This window comes from Candidatus Blochmanniella vafra str. BVAF, assembly GCF_000185985.2.
GTDB classification, from domain to species: Bacteria; Pseudomonadota; Gammaproteobacteria; order Enterobacterales; family Enterobacteriaceae; genus Blochmanniella; species Blochmanniella vafra.
On the sequence record NC_014909.2, the window covers coordinates 217,905 to 233,465 of the forward strand.

The following is a 15,561-nucleotide window of genomic DNA, read 5'->3' on the forward strand; positions in this document are numbered from 1 at the left end:
GAGTTAAAAGTTAGTATTTTTTACTATAACAAATCGAGTAGAATTATACGGATGGTTCGATATTATTTGGGGTAATAAAAGAGGTTGTAAGCCATAATATTCTCCTCCTTGTATACTACCTAACGCAGCTATATTAGGTTGATTTAAGAAAGCTACTTTCTTTATAGCAACGGCACTACTTGCACATAGTAAAATTTTTAAGTTTGAATTTTTTTTTAAAAATTTACTGCATTGTTGCACAGGTTGGGGATGACTGTAGATAATTTTAATTTTGTTTAGAGAGATTTGATTGTTTTTTACTAATATATGGTGTTGTATAGGAATTGTAATGTTTCCAATTAACATTAAGTGGGTTTTTGATAGTAAATTACATACTTCTTCGATGAATCCTGAATTGGAATTTTCAATAGGTAAAATACCATACTCAGCTTTTTGAGTTTCTACTAAGAAAAAAATATCCTGAAAATTCTGACAACTGCATTCTATGAATTTACCAAAATAATAATGTGCGTATTTCATAGCTGCAATATGAGAATATGAACCTTTTGGGCCTAGGAATGCTATATGTATTGTTGCTTTGTTTTGAGTCATAATTATTTTTTATAATAAATATAGGTATGTTTTTACATATATTGTATAATTGTATATATAAGGATTATTTTTTTTTGATACATATGTATATTATTACATATTACATAAATATGTATATATAATTTTCATTTCATGTAGAGAAGCAATATGTTAGGTATCATTTATTTTCAGAAATAATTTTATTTACTATATTGGATTGATCTAATAAAGATACTTTTTGATATGCTCGTTTCATATAATATAATGCTTCATAAGTAGCTGGAGTATTTGGAAAGTAACGTAGCATTCTTTCTGATCGTAGAATTACTGATATATAAGAATTTCTTTGATCGTAGAATTTGATGATGGCTAATTCATAATTAGCTATTCTATTTTTTAAGATGATTAAACGTTTATAAGCGTCTATGTAATATTGACTATTAGGATGGTTTTGAATAATTTTAGAGAAACTATGAAATGCAATATTTGCGTAGCTTGGGTTATGTTTGAACCAACTTTTATGCCAGTATTTGTGCGCAAAGTAGGAATTATTTTTATCTAAATTCATATTAATTAATCCTTGCATATATAAAACATAGTCAAGGTTTTTGTGATTAGGATATGAACTTAAAAAACGTTGAATAAAATTATTAGCTGATTGAAAATCGTGCAATTTATAATATGCGTAAATTAAGTCTAAGTAAATTTGTTGAGGATAGGGTTCAAACGGATGTAAATTATTTAAACGTAATAATTTTTGAATTGATTCTGTATAATTATTGTGTAGAAGCTTATCATGAGCAGATTTATAAAGATCACTAGAGTTTTGATGTTTTATTTTATGATGAGATTTTGCCATTAAGAAAGATGTACTGAAAATATTTATAATCAATATAGATGATAATAATATATATGGTTTAATGAATTTTATTTTTTGATTATTTTTATTATTAATTTTCATCATAAGTAAGATTTTAATATATCATTAAAACATTTATATGTTTTTTATTAAATAATATATGTTAGAAAAAATATATGATAATATAACAATTAAACCTATAGTTGTACAAATAGCTTATTCAGGAAAACGGTTGGATTGGGTACTTTCTGAGTTATTACCTCAATTTTCTCGTTCTCAAATAAAACGATGGATTATTAATAAAAAGGTAGTAATTAATAATCAAATATCTGTTTTACCAAAAAAAAAAGTGATTTCGGGAGAAATCATTGAAATTAATGATATAAATAATGATAGTACATCAGATTGCAATAATAATATTTTAATTCCACAAAATATTTCGTTAAATATAGTATATGAGGATAATGATATTTTAGTAATTAATAAGCCAAGTAACATGGTAGTGCATCCTGGGGTTAAGAATAATAAGGACACCGTATTAAATGCGTTATTATATCGATATCCATCAATTATGCAAATATCGAAACAAGCTGGAATAGTACAACGCTTAGATAAAGATACAACAGGTTTGATGATTATAGCTAAAACTTATCTTGCATACACTAACTTATTACAATCGTTTAAGATGAAACAGGTGATAAAAGAATATGATGCAGTAGTTTGTGGTACTTTTTCTTATAACGCAGGAATTATAAGTCAACCCATTCGAAGGCATTCTATTAATAGAACTTGTATGACCGTTCACCCTCATGGGAAACCTGCTGTTACCCGTTATTCTGTTGTAGAATCTTTTGGTCGTACATATAGTAGAATCCGGGTATATTTAGAAACAGGAAGAACTCATCAGATTAGGGTTCATATGGCTTATATTAATCATCCGGTAGTAGGGGATGTGAAATATGGAATTAAATTTAAAAATTCTACTACTGGGAAGTTGAGTATATCTGATGACGTAAGTATTTGTTTAAGTAGTTTTAATAGACAAGCGCTACATGCATGTAAATTACAATTGGTTCATCCAATTACTAGACTAAAAATGCATTGGATCGTACCTTTACCTGAAGATATGTTAAAATTAGTTACTGTTTTGAAAAAAATGTAAAACTTATTAAGTTATATATTATAAGTTAGGTATAGTAAAATTTAGAATGTGTGTTATATGGTATTAATATGCATTGATGTATATAGAGTTTTATTTATCAAGCTTATGGTATGTAAGTAATAGTATGTTCACAAATTGTTTTACATATAATATTTGATATTATCATGGATAATTATAGTTGTTTTATTTTAGGGTTGATAAGTTTAATTATCACAAAAAAAAATGGTAATAATATATGAGATTAGATCGTTTTACTTATGACTTTCAATTAGCGTTATCCGATGCTCAGTCCATTGCATTAGGTCGAGATAATCAGTTTGTAGAGCCTATACATTTAATGTATGCTTTTTTAAAGGAAGAGAATGAATCAATATATGTATTATTAAATGAATCAGGGGTTAATATCAATAAATTAACTAAATTAGTAATACAAGCGTGTGATGCGTTACCTACTGTAGAAGGTATTGGTGGAGACATACAATTTTCTAGTAATTTAATTACAGTATTAAATTTATGTGATAAATTGTCTCAGAAATATAAAGAGACTGTGATTTCTTCAACTATTTTTGTATTAGCCTCTATTAAATCAGCAGGTGTTTTGAGTGATATTTTAAAAGAGTCAGGAATGACTGAGATACATTTAGAAAAATCAATTCAATTGTTACGAGAAAATAATTTTATGCATGGTAATAGTTCAAAAAATAATGTTAAGCAAATATTAAAAAAATTTACTGTTGATATCACGAAATTTGCTGAACAAGGTAATTTAGATCCGGTTATTGGTAGGGATGAAGAGATTAGACGAACTATACAAGTTTTACAAAGAAGGACTAAAAATAACCCCGTTCTTATAGGTAATCCTGGAGTGGGGAAAACAGCTATTGTGGAAGGATTAGCTCAGCGTATTATTAATGGAGAAGTTCCAGATGGATTGAAAAATAGCCGTATATTATCATTAGATATAGCGGCCTTATTGGCTGGAACAAAATATCGTGGAGAATTTGAAGAACGTTTTAAAAAAGTATTAAATTCTTTGGTTAGTAAAGATAGTAATATTATTTTATTTATTGATGAATTGCATGTTATGGTAGGAGCTGGTAAAACAGACGGGGCAATGGATGCAAGTAACATGATTAAACCAAAATTAGCAAGAGGAGAATTGCATTGTGTGGGTGCAACAACATTTGATGAATATAGTAAATATATTGAAAAAGATGCTGCTTTAGAAAGACGATTCCAAAAAATATTTATTATTGAGCCTAACATTAAAGATACAATAGCTATTCTTCGTGGATTAAAGGAACGTTATGAATTACATCATAATGTTCACATTACTGATCCTGCAATAGTAGCTGCAGCGACTTTATCTAAAAGATATATTTCTGATCGTCAATTACCGGATAAAGCTATTGATTTAATTGATGAAGCAGCTTCTAGTATTCGTATACAGATTGATTCAAAACCAGAGGATTTGGATAGATTAGATCGTCGAATTATACAATTAAAATTAGAAAAACAGGCATTAAAAAAGGAATCGGATAAAGCTAGTAAAAAACGTTTAGAGATATTAAAAAAGGAATTAATGGAACAAGAAAGTGCATATCTTGTTTTGGAATCAGAATGGAAACGTGAAAAAAGCTCTTTATCTGATATACAAAATATCAAATCTGATTTGGAAAAAGCTAAAATTGCTTTAGAGCAAGCACGACGTTTTGGGGATTTAGATAAAATGTCTGAGTTACAATATGGCAGTATACCGTCATTAGAAAAAAAATTATTAAATGCTACGCAATCTAATAATAAAAAAATGCGTCTTTTACGTAATTATGTATCTGAAACAGAAATTGCCGAAGTTTTATCTAAGTGGACGGGAATACCTATATCTAGGATATTAACTAACGAAAAATGTAAATTATTGAATATGGAAAAAATTTTACATCAATTAGTAATAGGTCAGGATGATGCGGTTCAATCTGTTTCTAATGCAATACGACGTAGTCGTTCTGGACTATCAGATCCTAAACGGCCTATAGGATCTTTTATGTTTTTAGGACCAACAGGTGTTGGAAAAACCGAATTGTGTAAATCATTATCTTATTTTTTGTTTGATACTGATAGTGCTATGGTACGTATAGATATGTCAGAATTCATGGAAAAACATTCTGTATCAAAGTTATTGGGCGCGCCTCCTGGGTATATTGGCTATGAAACTGGAGGGTATTTAACAGAAGCGGTTCGTCGACGACCTTATTCTATAGTTTTATTAGATGAAATTGAAAAAGCACATTCAGATATCTTTAATGTTTTGTTACAAGTTTTAGATGATGGGAGATTAACCGATAATCAAGGTAGAACTATTAATTTTAGTAACACTGTCATGATTATGACTTCTAATTTGGGATCGGATCTGATTCAAAAAAAATTTAAATCTTTGGATTATTTTGAAATGAAAACAATGGTATTAAATGTGGTAAATCAATATTTTAAACCGGAATTTATTAATAGAATAGATGAAATTGTAGTATTTCATCCTCTTAATATTGAGCATTTAATTAAAATTGCAAATATCCAATTAAAAGAGTTGTGTCATAGGTTGGAAGAGAAGGGGTATCCTTGTACTCATATAACTAAAGAAGCCTTGTTGTTTTTGTCCAAAATTGGGTACGATTCAGTATATGGAGCGCGTCCATTAAAACGTGTTATACAGCAATATGTTGAAAATCCCTTATCTCAGAAAATATTGGCTGAACATTTTTTACCAGGTAAAAAAATTATTTTAGATGTTAAAAATAATGAAATTATTTTTTCTCAGAATGAAATTTAAAAAATTAAAAGAAAGTTTATTTAGTTCATCATATTGAATGTAAAATAATTATGTAGTCCATTAGTAATGTGTATAAATTTATCTAGTCAATGCTACAAAATAGTACATCTTTTATTTTTAAGATATAAAAGTAGTAGATTTATTGTAATTTATTATATTGTGTTAGAATAATAGCGATCCGATTATATTAAAAAGGTATAAATAATTTTTATATACTATTATATGATAATAGTGTGTTTTATTTTTTTAAAAATAAGATATGAAGCATTGTGTACAATTAAAATTATTAAATACTTTTTCAGTTAGTGCATATGCTGATCAATTAGTTGAAGTTTATGATGAATGTTCATTGTTGCATTATTGGGAAAAGAGTCAAAGAGATGGGAGGGGGGTTCTTATTTTAGGAGCAGGAAGCAATATTTTGTTTTTGGGAGATTATAGAGGTACTGTTTTGTTAAATAGGATTAAGGGTATTTTTATTACGGAAAGTAAAGTAGAATGGAGATTACATGTTGGAGCTGGAGAGCGATGGAATAAATTAGTTGCATATACTATAAATAATAATATTCCTGGTTTAGAAAATTTAGCATGTATTCCAGGATGTGTTGGAGCGGCTCCAATTCAAAATATTGGAGCGTATGGGCTTGAATTTTCTCAGGTGTGTGAATATGTGGATGTATTAGATTTAGAGCAAAGAAAAAAAATACGTTTTTATTGTCATGAATGTTGTTTTAAATATAGAGAAAGTATTTTTAAAGTAAATTTGCATAAATATGCAATATTATTTATAGGATTAAAACTACATAAACATTGGAAACCTATTTTACATTATCTTCAATTATATTATCCTAATTTGAGTTTATCTACTACTCCACATACAGTATTAAATGCTATTATTTTAATAAGACAAAAGAAATTGCCTGATCCTATGATTCATGGGAATGCTGGAAGTTTTTTTAAAAATCCAGTAGTATCAACAAATACGGCTCTTTCTTTATTAAACAAATATCCGAATATGCCATATTATATTCATCAGAATGATAAAATAAAATTATTGGCTGGATGGTTGATTGAAAATTGTAAATTAAAAGGATATGTGTTAGGAGAAGCTTCAGTGTATTATAAAAATGCTTTAATATTAATTAATAATAGACAGAAAGCTACTGGTATGGAAATAGCAAAATTAGCATATTATGTATATAATAAAGTTGCAATAAAATTTAATATTTACTTACAACCTGAAGTTAGATTAATGGGGCAAATAGGAGAAATTAATTTAGTTAAAATGTTTAGCAATTAAATTTTTTATTATTAAATATACAATGATAGTATTAAGTTTTAATTTAGTAGAGTAAATATATTAGTATTTGTTTTGAATCTAATTTTTATGTAAAAAGTTTTATCTGAGAATTGGAATGTAATTTGGATTAAAGTTTTGTTAAAATGTAAAAGAAATTGTTGTTTCTCTTTATTTCAGTCTAGCTTGAGTGAAGTTGAGATTTCAGCTCAATTATCAGAAGGAAGGGTAGTTGTGTTGGATATAATTCATTCTACAAGTCAATACATTATAGATAATTTGAAATATGTAAAACCTGGAGATGTTTTTGTTACAGAAAATCAAACTCAAGGTCGAGGAAGGCGTGGAAATTTGTGGATTTCTCCTGATAAACAAAGTATTTGTTTGTCTATGTATTGGAGATTATCTCGAAAATTATTTACTACAATTGAGTTAAGTTTAATAATTAGTTTTGCTGTTTCAGAAGTTTTAAAAAGAATAGGAATATTTCAAGTTAAAATTAAATGGCCTAATGATTTATACGTTAATGGTAAAAAATTGGCTGGAATTTTAATCGAAATAATAACAAAAAATAAAAATATATCTCATTTAATAATAGGAATAGGAATTAATGTATCTATATGTTTAAATACTAAATTAAATTTAAAAATGAGTGAAAGTTGGATAGATCTGAAAGATATTAATATTTATACAGATCGAAATATGTTAGTAGTTGATTTAGTCAATGAATTAAGAAGAACATTAAAACATTTTGAACACAATAGGTGTGTATTATTTAAGTATTATAAACGAATCTTTGATTATTTATATAATAAGTCAGTAGCTTTGTTGATAGATGGTAATGTAAAATATGGTGTTGTTGTAGGGATTAATAGTGATGGATCGTTATTAGTAATGGACAGATTTGGAATTATTAGTGCATATTTGAAAGAAAATATATCTATTCAATTATTATAAAAATAATAATCTGTAATTCTGTAGGATTAGAATAGAATTCTGAAATATAAAGAGATTTTAAGAGGTTTAAATTTTGAAAAAATTTATACCGTTCGTAAGGTTTGAAAGAATTTAATTAGTGTAGAGATTTTTTATGTTATATGAATTAAACAAGGTGTTGATTAGGGTTATTTGATTTTATAAGTAATAGAAATAGGCTATATTTTTACAATTTTTTGTGATCCAATTACTATTGGTTATTATGTGCTACTATAGTAGAGTATATTTCATAACGTGAGATTAAGATAATAATCTTGATTTATATAAATGAATTGATTTTGAGTTTTTTTGAAATTTAATGTCATTGATGGTACTATATTATAAATTTTAATTTTGATGGTGGATATGTTGATATTTTTAGCTCAAAGGTAAAATTGAAATGTAAGTTTGATAGGGTAATTGTTTTTATGTATGAGAAAGATATAAAATAGTTTATATTAGCTTCTAATGGGGCTTACGGGGTGTTTATTTCTAATAGATAAGTGAATATAGTGGGGTTTTATATTTTCAACATAGTTTAGTTATTATGTGAAACAAAAAAGAATTATAGTATTTTTTATAAAAAATTTTTAGAATACAAATATTTTTAAGGGTTATTGGAATTGATAATAAATTAAATGGAATCAGGATTAACTGATGTTAATTATTTTAATACTAGATTATTTTAATGCCGGTGTAGCTCAGAAGGAAGAGCAACTGATTTGTAATCAGTAGGTCGAAGGTTCAAATCCTTTTGCCGGCATTTTGAGTATAAATAATATATAATGATGGGATGGGGTTCCCGAGTGGCTAAAGGGAGCAGACTGTAAATCTGCCGTCGTAGACTTCGAAGGTTCAAATCCTTCCCCCATCATTTTATTTTAATGAGTTACATCGGTAGGATTAATCGATGAACGAGAATATGTAAAGATTATACATTATATAAAAATTAAATAAGATGTAATAAATGAATTAAATACATAGGTAAGGTGGGCATCGTATAATGGTTATTACCTCAACCTTCCAAGTTGATGATGTGGGTTCGATTCCCACTGTCCGCTGTTTATTTTTCTAATTAATTATATATATTGTAAGAAATATTAAATAAATAAATGAAGTGCTGATATAGCTCAGAGGTAGAGCACTCCCTTGGTAAGGGAGAGGTCAGCAGTTCGATTCTGCTTATCAGCATTATATATGGTGACAGCATAATAGTTTATCGAGTAAAAATATTAAAAATTTTCATGAGTATAATAAAGGAATCTTGTGTTTTTGTATCATAGGTATTTCTTGAACAATGGATGCAGTAATGTTAAAAAATCGGGGTAAACTATTAGTATATCCATATTAATAATTGTGTATATTTATATAATTGAGGAAACGATCAATATGAAAGGTGATAAAAGTATTATTTCGAATCTTAACCGTTTGTTAAGTAATGAATTAATTGCTGTAAATCAATATTTCTTGCATTCAAAAATTTTTAAAAATTGGGGATTAAAACGTTTAAATGATATAGAACATACAGAGTTTATGGATGAACTAAAGCATGCAGATTTGTATATTGAACGTATTTTATTTTTAGAAGGGTCTCCTATTATAAGAAGTATAAATGAATTTAGCATATGTAAAAATGTTGAAGATATCTTGCGTATGGATTTACAAATAGAGTATAATGGAATAAATGATTTAAAAGAAAGTATTAAAAATGCTGATTTAGCACAAGATTATGTTTCTAAAAAAATTATGACAAAAGTTCTATGCGATGAAGAGAAACATGTTGGTTTTTTAGAAACAGAATTAGCTCTTATTAATCAAATAGGTGTGAGTAATTATATGCAATCTCAGATGAATGGATAGTTTTTAAGATTGGTAATGAAAATCAGACATATTGATGAAATGAGTTGGAGTTATATCGATCAATAAGGAATGTTGAATTGAGAGTTTTACTATGACAGTATATTGGTATGTATGCATTCTTACGATGTGAAATATGGTGTAATTTAAGTTATTTCTTATAGTGGAAATTTTATTATAAATTGGGATATTCTATTTACTAGAGGTGTAAAAATAAATAATGCAGAATCAAAGGATTAGGATTCGTTTAAAAGCATTTGATCATAGGCTGATTGATAAGTCTACTTTAGAAATTGTTGAAACAGCAAAACGAACTGGAGCTCAAGTTCATGGTCCTGTCCCTTTGCCTACTAGAAAAGAACGGTTTACTATTTTAGTTTCTCCTCATGTTAATAAGGATGCTAGAGATCAATATGAAATACGTACTCATAAGAGATTGATAGATATAGTTGACCCCACTGATAAGACTGTAGATGCCTTAATGAAATTAGATTTAGCCGCAGGAGTGGATGTACAAATTAGTCTTGGTTAATTTTTATTAGAAAACCAGAAATATTATTGCATGTAAATAAATTAATAAACATTCCAATAAAATACATAATTTTTTATTTATAGAGAGTATGAGTTGGCAGAATGAACGGGTTAATTGGTAGAAAATTGGGAATGACTAGATTATTTGGAGAGGATGGAGTTTCGATACCAGTCACTATGGTTGAAGTACTTCCTAATCATGTTATTCAAATTAAGAATCTTAAAAGAGATGGTTACTGTGCGGTTCAGGTAACTACTGGGCATAGTAAGGTGAATTGTTTAAATAAACCACAATTAGGGCATTTAAAAAAGGCAGGAGTAAAGCCAGGAAAAGGTTTATGGGAATTTAGAGTAAATTCTGATTCTACTATATCCCTTGGTGATGTTATAACTATAGAAATTTTTAAAAATGCTAAAGAAGTTGATGTTACTGGAATTTCGAAAGGCAAAGGTTTTTCGGGTACAATAAAACGATGGAATTTTCATACTCAAGATGCGAGTCATGGCAATTCTTTATCTCATAGAGCCCCCGGGTCTATCGGCCAAAATCAAACTCCAGGAAAAGTATTTAAAGGAAAAAAAATGGCAGGTCAATTAGGAAATAGTAGAGTTACTGTGCAGAATTTAAAGATAATTAATGTTAATTTGAATGATAATGTTTTATTAATTAAAGGGGCAATTCCCGGAACAATTGGGGAACATGTGATAGTAAAAAAATCTATTAAAGTGAAGTTTGGTAATGCGGGTGTTATATGAGTTTAGAATTGCAATGTTTTATCATAGGTGATCAAAACAGGCTGAATAGTTCAGTTATGTTGCCTGTGTCTGAAAAAATTTTTAAGTACCCTTTTAATATGTCATTAATACATCAAGTAGTCTCGAGTTATTTAATTAATTCTAGACAAGGCTCGAGATCTCAGAAATCTCGAGCTGAAGTATCTGGATCTAATAAGAAGCCTTGGCGTCAAAAGGGTACTGGTCGGGCTCGTTCTGGCTCATTAAAAAGTCCAATTTGGCGTTCTGGAGGAGTGACTTTTGCAGCTAAGCCTAAAAAGTATAATCAAAAAATTAATAAAAAAATGTATAAAGGAGCAATAAAAAGTATTTTGTCTAAATTAGTCAGCGAAAATAGATTATTATTAATAGAAAATTTATTTTTAGAAAAACCTAAAACCAAATTGTTTTTAGAAAAATTAAATTGTTTAATAGCTTTGAACAAAAGCATGTTATTTATTACCGATATGATAGAATCAAATGTTTTGTTGGCAACTAGAAATCTGTATAAAGTAGAAGTTCGGGATTTATATCATATGGATCCTGTAAGTTTGGTTAAATTTGACATCGTTATTTTCACCAAAAAAGTGTTGAATAAAATTGAGACTGCATTAATATGATTTATATAGAACGTTTATTAAAGGTAATAAAAGTTCCTCATATTTCTGAAAAAGCATCTATTGTTTTAGAAAAAAACAATGTTGTTATTTTAAAAGTATCAAAGAATTCAACTAAAATGGATATTCAAGATGCTGTTTGTATGTTGTTTTCTGTAACAGTAAAAAAAATAAATATTTTAATGGTTGCTGGAAAAACTAAAGGATCGAAGGGAAATATTGGGAGACGATGTGATTGGAAAAAAGCGTATGTAATTTTAAATAGTGGGTGTAAGATAGATTTGTTTGATAAAATTAGGTAATTAAGGTATAAAATGGGTATGTATTGTAAATATGGCGATAATCAAATGTAATCCTACTTCTCCTGGTAGAAGACATCTTATTAAATTAGTTAATACTGAATTATATAAAGGTAGGCCTTATTCTGAATTGTTATCGAAAATAACAACGAAAAAATCAGGTGGTCGGAATAATTACGGACGAATTACTACTCGACATATTGGAGGGGGTCATAAAAGGCGTTATAGAATTATAGATTTTAAACGAAATAAAGATAATATTAATGCTATAGTAGAGCGAATAGAGTATGATCCAAATAGATCAGCGAATATTGCTTTATTGTTATATAAAGATGGAGAACGTCGTTATATTTTAGCTCCAAAAGATTTACGCATTGGAGACGTTGTTGTTTCTGGATCAGGTATAGATATTACAATTAAATCCGGAAATTCTTTACCTATGATTAATATTCCTGTAGGGTCTATTGTTCACAATATAGAAATGAAATTAGGAAAAGGGGGGCAATTAGCTCGTTCAGCTGGAACGTATGCCCAAATTATATCTAAAGATAAGGGATATATAAATTTACGTTTACGGTCAGGTGAAATACGTAAAGTACGTTGTGAATGTAGGGCAACGATAGGAGAGGTTGGTAATTCTGAACATATGTTGCGTGCTTTAGGTAAAGCAGGAGCAAATAGATGGAGAGGCGTACGTCCTACTGTTCGAGGGACAGCTATGAATCCTATTGATCATCCTCATGGGGGAGGAGAGGGTAAAAATTTTGGAAAACATCCAGTTTCTCCTTGGGGAATGCAGTCAAAAGGAAAAAAAACCCGTCGAAATAAGCGCACAAATAAATTTATATTGTATAATCGTCATAATAAATAAAATTTTTATGGTTTAAAAAGGTAATGTATGTCTCGTTCTCTTAAAAAAGGTCCATTTATTGATTTACATTTGTTAAAAAAAGTGGAAAAAGTAGTAAAAACTGGGGATAAAAAACCTATTAAAACTTGGTCTCGAAGGTCAACGATTTTTCCTAAAATGATTGGTTTGACTATATTAGTCCATAATGGAAAACAACATATACCTATTTTTATTTCGGATGAAATGGTGGGCCATAAGCTTGGAGAGTTTTCTCCAACTCGAACATATAGAGGACATCATTCAATTGATAAAAGAATTAAGAAGCGTTACTAGTAATTTTATTTGTATTCAATATAGATAATGTTAATATATTAATTAAGGATGTTTTGCATGGAATCGATGGCTAAATATCGATATATTCGGTCTTCTGCTCAGAAGGTTCGTTTAGTTGTTAATATGATCAGAGGTAAGTATGTATCACGAGCATTAGATATTTTGAATTATACTAATAAGAAATCTGCTTATGTAGTAAAAAAGACTTTAGAATCAGCTATAGCTAATGCAGAGCATAATGATGGCATGAATATTGATAATTTAAAAATTATTAAAATTTTTGTTGATAATGGCCCAAGTATTAAGCGAATTATGCCGAGAGCTAAGGGTCGTTCAGATCGAATTTTAAAACGAACTAGTCACCTTACTGTGGTAGTATCTGAAGAAAAATAAAGTTGTATAGTGGGTGTTAAGTGTATTAAGAGAAGAGGAGTATTTGTAGCATATGGGTCAGAAAGTACATCCAAATGGAATGCGTTTAGGTATTATTAAATTTTGGTATTCTACTTGGTACGCAAATAATAAAGATTTTTCTAAAAATTTAAATAATGATTTTGAAGTTCGTCGATTTTTAACTAAAGAATTATCTAAAGCTTTAATATCTCGTATAATTATTGAACGACCAGCTAAAAGTATGCGTGTAACTATTTATACAGCTAGACCAGGAATTGTGATAGGAAAAAAAGGAGGAGATGTTGAAAAGTTACGTGAAAAAGTAGCGAAAATTTCTGGAGTTCCAACTCAATTAAATATTTCTGAGGTTAGAAAACCAGAATTAGATGCCAAACTATTAGCTGATAATATAGCTTCTCAATTAGAACGAAGAGTCATATTTAGGAGAGCAATAAAAAGAGCAGCGCAGAGTGCTATTCGATTAGGGGCCGAAGGTATTAAAATAGAGATTAGTGGAAGATTAAGTGGGGCTGAAATTGCACGTACTGAGTGGCATAGAGAAGGCCGGGTGCCCCTGCATACTTTACGAGCTAATATTGATTATAGTTTGTCAGAGGCTTACACTACTTATGGAGTATTAGGAGTAAAAGTTTGGATATTTAAGGGGGAAATTTTAGATACAAAGTTATTTGATGAGTTTAAAACATCAGCCCAATTAATTAGTAGTTTTTCCAAACACAGGAATAAAACTCGGTTGTAAGAAAGAAATAACGGAAGTAGAGGAGATATAGATTTTGTTGTATCCAAAACGTACAAAGTATAGAAAAATGCATAAAGGCCGAAATAGAGGGATAGTAGTAAATGATAAGATACATTTTGGAACTTTTGCTTTAAAAGCTGTTGACAGAGGTAGGTTGAAATCGTGTCAAATCGAATCAGCCCGTAGAGCTATAACTCGTGCTGTGAAACGTCAAGGAAAAATTTGGATTCGTGTGTTTCCAGATAAACCTATTACTGAGAAGCCTTTAGAGGTTAGAATGGGTAAAGGTAAAGGCAATGTAGAATATTGGGTTGCTTTGGTGCAGCCTGGTAGGATATTATATGAAATGAGTGGGATTTCTCAGGATTTAGCTACTTATGCCTTTAAGTTGGGTGCTTCAAAATTACCAATAAAAACGATTATTATAGGATTACAACATAGTGAATAAATTTTTTAAAATTTTAAATAGCAATAATAAGACTAATCAGTCTGAAAGACTAAAATTACTTCATGCCTTGCATAAGCATTTTAATTTACATATACAATTAAAAATAGGACAATTTCGAAAATCACATTTATTGAAGCAATCTCGTCATGATATTGCTCGTTTAAAGTTTTTTGAAAATAAAAAGTGTATTTAACATAGTATAGAAGGAATTTATATTTTATGGTTAATAAAATACGTGTATTGAGGGGATTTGTAATAAGTAATAAAATGCAGAAATCGATAGTTGTAACTGTAGATCGTTTAGTGAAGCATCCTATATATAGAAAGTTTATTAAGCGTACTACTAAATTTTACGTTCACGATGTTAATAATGAAAGCTCAGTAGGAGATTTAGTTGAATTTCGTGAGTGTCGTCCTATTTCTAAAATGAAATCTTGGATGATGACTGCTATTATTAAAAGAGCTAATGTATCGTAAGAATATATTTACTAAGAGTTAAATTATTTTTAAGATTTTTTTTATAAATGGAAATAGGGGATTTATATATATTGTAGTATAATAAAATATATAATATTTTTATTTTTTATCTTGAGGTATGATTTATTGTGATTCAGGAACGTACTGTCTTAAATGTCGCTGATAATTCTGGGGCACGTTTTGCAATGTGTATTAAGGTATTAGGTGGGTCTAAACGTCGTTATGCTAGAATAGGTGATGTGATTAAAATTACTGTAAAAGAAGCTATTCCTAGAGCTAAAGTAAAAAAAGGAGATGTATTAAAAGCTGTAGTAGTACGTACAAAGCAAGGAGTACGGCGATCAGATGGGTCTATGATTAGGTTTGATAGTAATTCCTGTGTACTATTAAATGATGTTAATCTACAACCAGTAGGTACTCGTATTTTCGGTCCAGTTACTCGAGAATTACGTAATAAAAAATTTATGAAAATTATTTCTTTAGCCCCTGAAGTATTATAGTTTTTGTTTATTAGTACTTTCTAATAAATAGAGGT

The 15,561-nt window shown here is 28.8% G+C and carries 19 protein-coding genes and 4 tRNA genes; 21 read left to right on the forward strand and 2 right to left on the reverse strand.

What is annotated here, in order from left to right:
* Nucleotides 1-3 precede the first annotated feature (3 nt).
* Nucleotides 4-591, reverse strand: coding sequence for a prephenate dehydratase domain-containing protein (locus tag BVAF_RS00885; RefSeq protein WP_013516510.1), 588 nt, complete (start codon nt 589-591; stop codon nt 4-6).
* 157 nt (nt 592-748) lie between these two features.
* Nucleotides 749-1,534 carry an outer membrane protein assembly factor BamD gene (bamD, locus tag BVAF_RS00890; protein WP_013516511.1) on the reverse strand — a complete coding sequence of 262 codons (786 nt, stop codon included), beginning with the start codon at nt 1,532-1,534 and terminating at the stop codon, nt 749-751.
* Between the two features lie 55 nt (nt 1,535-1,589).
* On the opposite strand from bamD, the gene rluD reads away from it, so the two are divergent.
* From rluD to rplN, 21 genes are all read left to right on the forward strand, one after another.
* Complete coding sequence (rluD, locus tag BVAF_RS00895; RefSeq protein ID WP_013516512.1) at nt 1,590-2,591, forward strand: 23S rRNA pseudouridine(1911/1915/1917) synthase RluD; 1,002 nt, start codon at nt 1,590-1,592, stop codon at nt 2,589-2,591.
* Nucleotides 2,592-2,826: 235 nt separating this feature from the next.
* Entirely contained in the window at nt 2,827-5,415 is a 2,589-nt protein-coding gene (gene clpB / locus BVAF_RS00900; RefSeq protein ID WP_013516513.1) for an ATP-dependent chaperone ClpB, read from the forward strand.
* A 259-nt stretch (nt 5,416-5,674) separates the two neighbouring features.
* Nucleotides 5,675-6,715, forward strand: a complete 1,041-nt coding sequence (murB, locus tag BVAF_RS00905) for a UDP-N-acetylmuramate dehydrogenase (RefSeq protein WP_013516514.1) — start codon at nt 5,675-5,677, stop codon at nt 6,713-6,715.
* Nucleotides 6,716-6,850: 135 nt separating this feature from the next.
* The gene (locus BVAF_RS00910) at nt 6,851-7,669 is read left to right on the forward strand and encodes a biotin--[acetyl-CoA-carboxylase] ligase (protein ID WP_044026120.1); all 819 of its coding nucleotides are present in this window, start codon (nt 6,851-6,853) and stop codon (nt 7,667-7,669) included.
* Nucleotides 7,670-8,377: 708 nt separating this feature from the next.
* A tRNA-Thr gene (locus tag BVAF_RS00915) sits at nt 8,378-8,450 on the forward strand.
* Between the two features lie 29 nt (nt 8,451-8,479).
* Nucleotides 8,480-8,561, forward strand: a tRNA-Tyr gene (locus BVAF_RS00920).
* A 115-nt stretch (nt 8,562-8,676) separates the two neighbouring features.
* Nucleotides 8,677-8,748, forward strand: a tRNA-Gly gene (locus tag BVAF_RS00925).
* 58 nt (nt 8,749-8,806) lie between these two features.
* Nucleotides 8,807-8,878: transfer RNA gene (locus tag BVAF_RS00930), tRNA-Thr, on the forward strand.
* Between the two features lie 198 nt (nt 8,879-9,076).
* Nucleotides 9,077-9,547 carry a bacterioferritin gene (gene bfr / locus BVAF_RS00935; RefSeq protein WP_013516516.1) on the forward strand — a complete coding sequence of 157 codons (471 nt, stop codon included), beginning with the start codon at nt 9,077-9,079 and terminating at the stop codon, nt 9,545-9,547.
* A gap of 217 nt (nt 9,548-9,764) precedes the next feature.
* Nucleotides 9,765-10,076, forward strand: a complete 312-nt coding sequence (gene rpsJ, locus BVAF_RS00940; RefSeq protein WP_013516517.1) for a 30S ribosomal protein S10 — start codon at nt 9,765-9,767, stop codon at nt 10,074-10,076.
* 101 nt (nt 10,077-10,177) lie between these two features.
* Nucleotides 10,178-10,831, forward strand: coding sequence for a 50S ribosomal protein L3 (gene rplC / locus BVAF_RS00945; protein WP_013516518.1), 654 nt, complete (start codon nt 10,178-10,180; stop codon nt 10,829-10,831).
* Between the two features lie 56 nt (nt 10,832-10,887).
* Nucleotides 10,888-11,469, forward strand: a complete 582-nt coding sequence (gene rplD / locus BVAF_RS00950; protein ID WP_044026169.1) for a 50S ribosomal protein L4 — start codon at nt 10,888-10,890, stop codon at nt 11,467-11,469.
* Entirely contained in the window at nt 11,466-11,768 is a 303-nt protein-coding gene (rplW, locus tag BVAF_RS00955) for a 50S ribosomal protein L23 (protein WP_013516520.1), read from the forward strand. Before rplD ends, rplW begins: the two co-directional genes overlap by 4 nt.
* A 31-nt stretch (nt 11,769-11,799) precedes the next feature.
* A complete protein-coding gene (rplB, locus tag BVAF_RS00960) occupies nt 11,800-12,636 on the forward strand; it encodes a 50S ribosomal protein L2 (RefSeq protein ID WP_013516521.1) in 837 nt (278 codons plus the stop codon).
* A 27-nt stretch (nt 12,637-12,663) separates the two neighbouring features.
* A complete protein-coding gene (rpsS, locus tag BVAF_RS00965; protein WP_013516522.1) occupies nt 12,664-12,948 on the forward strand; it encodes a 30S ribosomal protein S19 in 285 nt (94 codons plus the stop codon).
* A 57-nt stretch (nt 12,949-13,005) separates the two neighbouring features.
* Nucleotides 13,006-13,341, forward strand: a complete 336-nt coding sequence (gene rplV / locus BVAF_RS00970; RefSeq protein WP_013516523.1) for a 50S ribosomal protein L22 — start codon at nt 13,006-13,008, stop codon at nt 13,339-13,341.
* 52 nt (nt 13,342-13,393) lie between these two features.
* Complete coding sequence (rpsC, locus tag BVAF_RS00975) at nt 13,394-14,101, forward strand: 30S ribosomal protein S3 (RefSeq protein ID WP_013516524.1); 708 nt, start codon at nt 13,394-13,396, stop codon at nt 14,099-14,101.
* 34 nt (nt 14,102-14,135) lie between these two features.
* Nucleotides 14,136-14,549 carry a 50S ribosomal protein L16 gene (gene rplP / locus BVAF_RS00980; RefSeq protein ID WP_013516525.1) on the forward strand — a complete coding sequence of 138 codons (414 nt, stop codon included), beginning with the start codon at nt 14,136-14,138 and terminating at the stop codon, nt 14,547-14,549.
* On the forward strand, nt 14,542-14,742 hold the full coding sequence (gene rpmC, locus BVAF_RS00985; RefSeq protein WP_013516526.1) for a 50S ribosomal protein L29: 201 nt from the start codon (nt 14,542-14,544) through the stop codon (nt 14,740-14,742). The genes rplP and rpmC overlap by 8 nt, the downstream gene beginning before the upstream one ends.
* A gap of 26 nt (nt 14,743-14,768) precedes the next feature.
* Entirely contained in the window at nt 14,769-15,026 is a 258-nt protein-coding gene (gene rpsQ / locus BVAF_RS00990; RefSeq protein WP_013516527.1) for a 30S ribosomal protein S17, read from the forward strand.
* Nucleotides 15,027-15,154: 128 nt separating this feature from the next.
* Nucleotides 15,155-15,526 (forward strand): 50S ribosomal protein L14, encoded by a 372-nt coding sequence (gene rplN, locus BVAF_RS00995; RefSeq protein WP_013516528.1) that lies wholly within the window; start codon nt 15,155-15,157, stop codon nt 15,524-15,526.
* Nucleotides 15,527-15,561 lie beyond the last annotated feature (35 nt).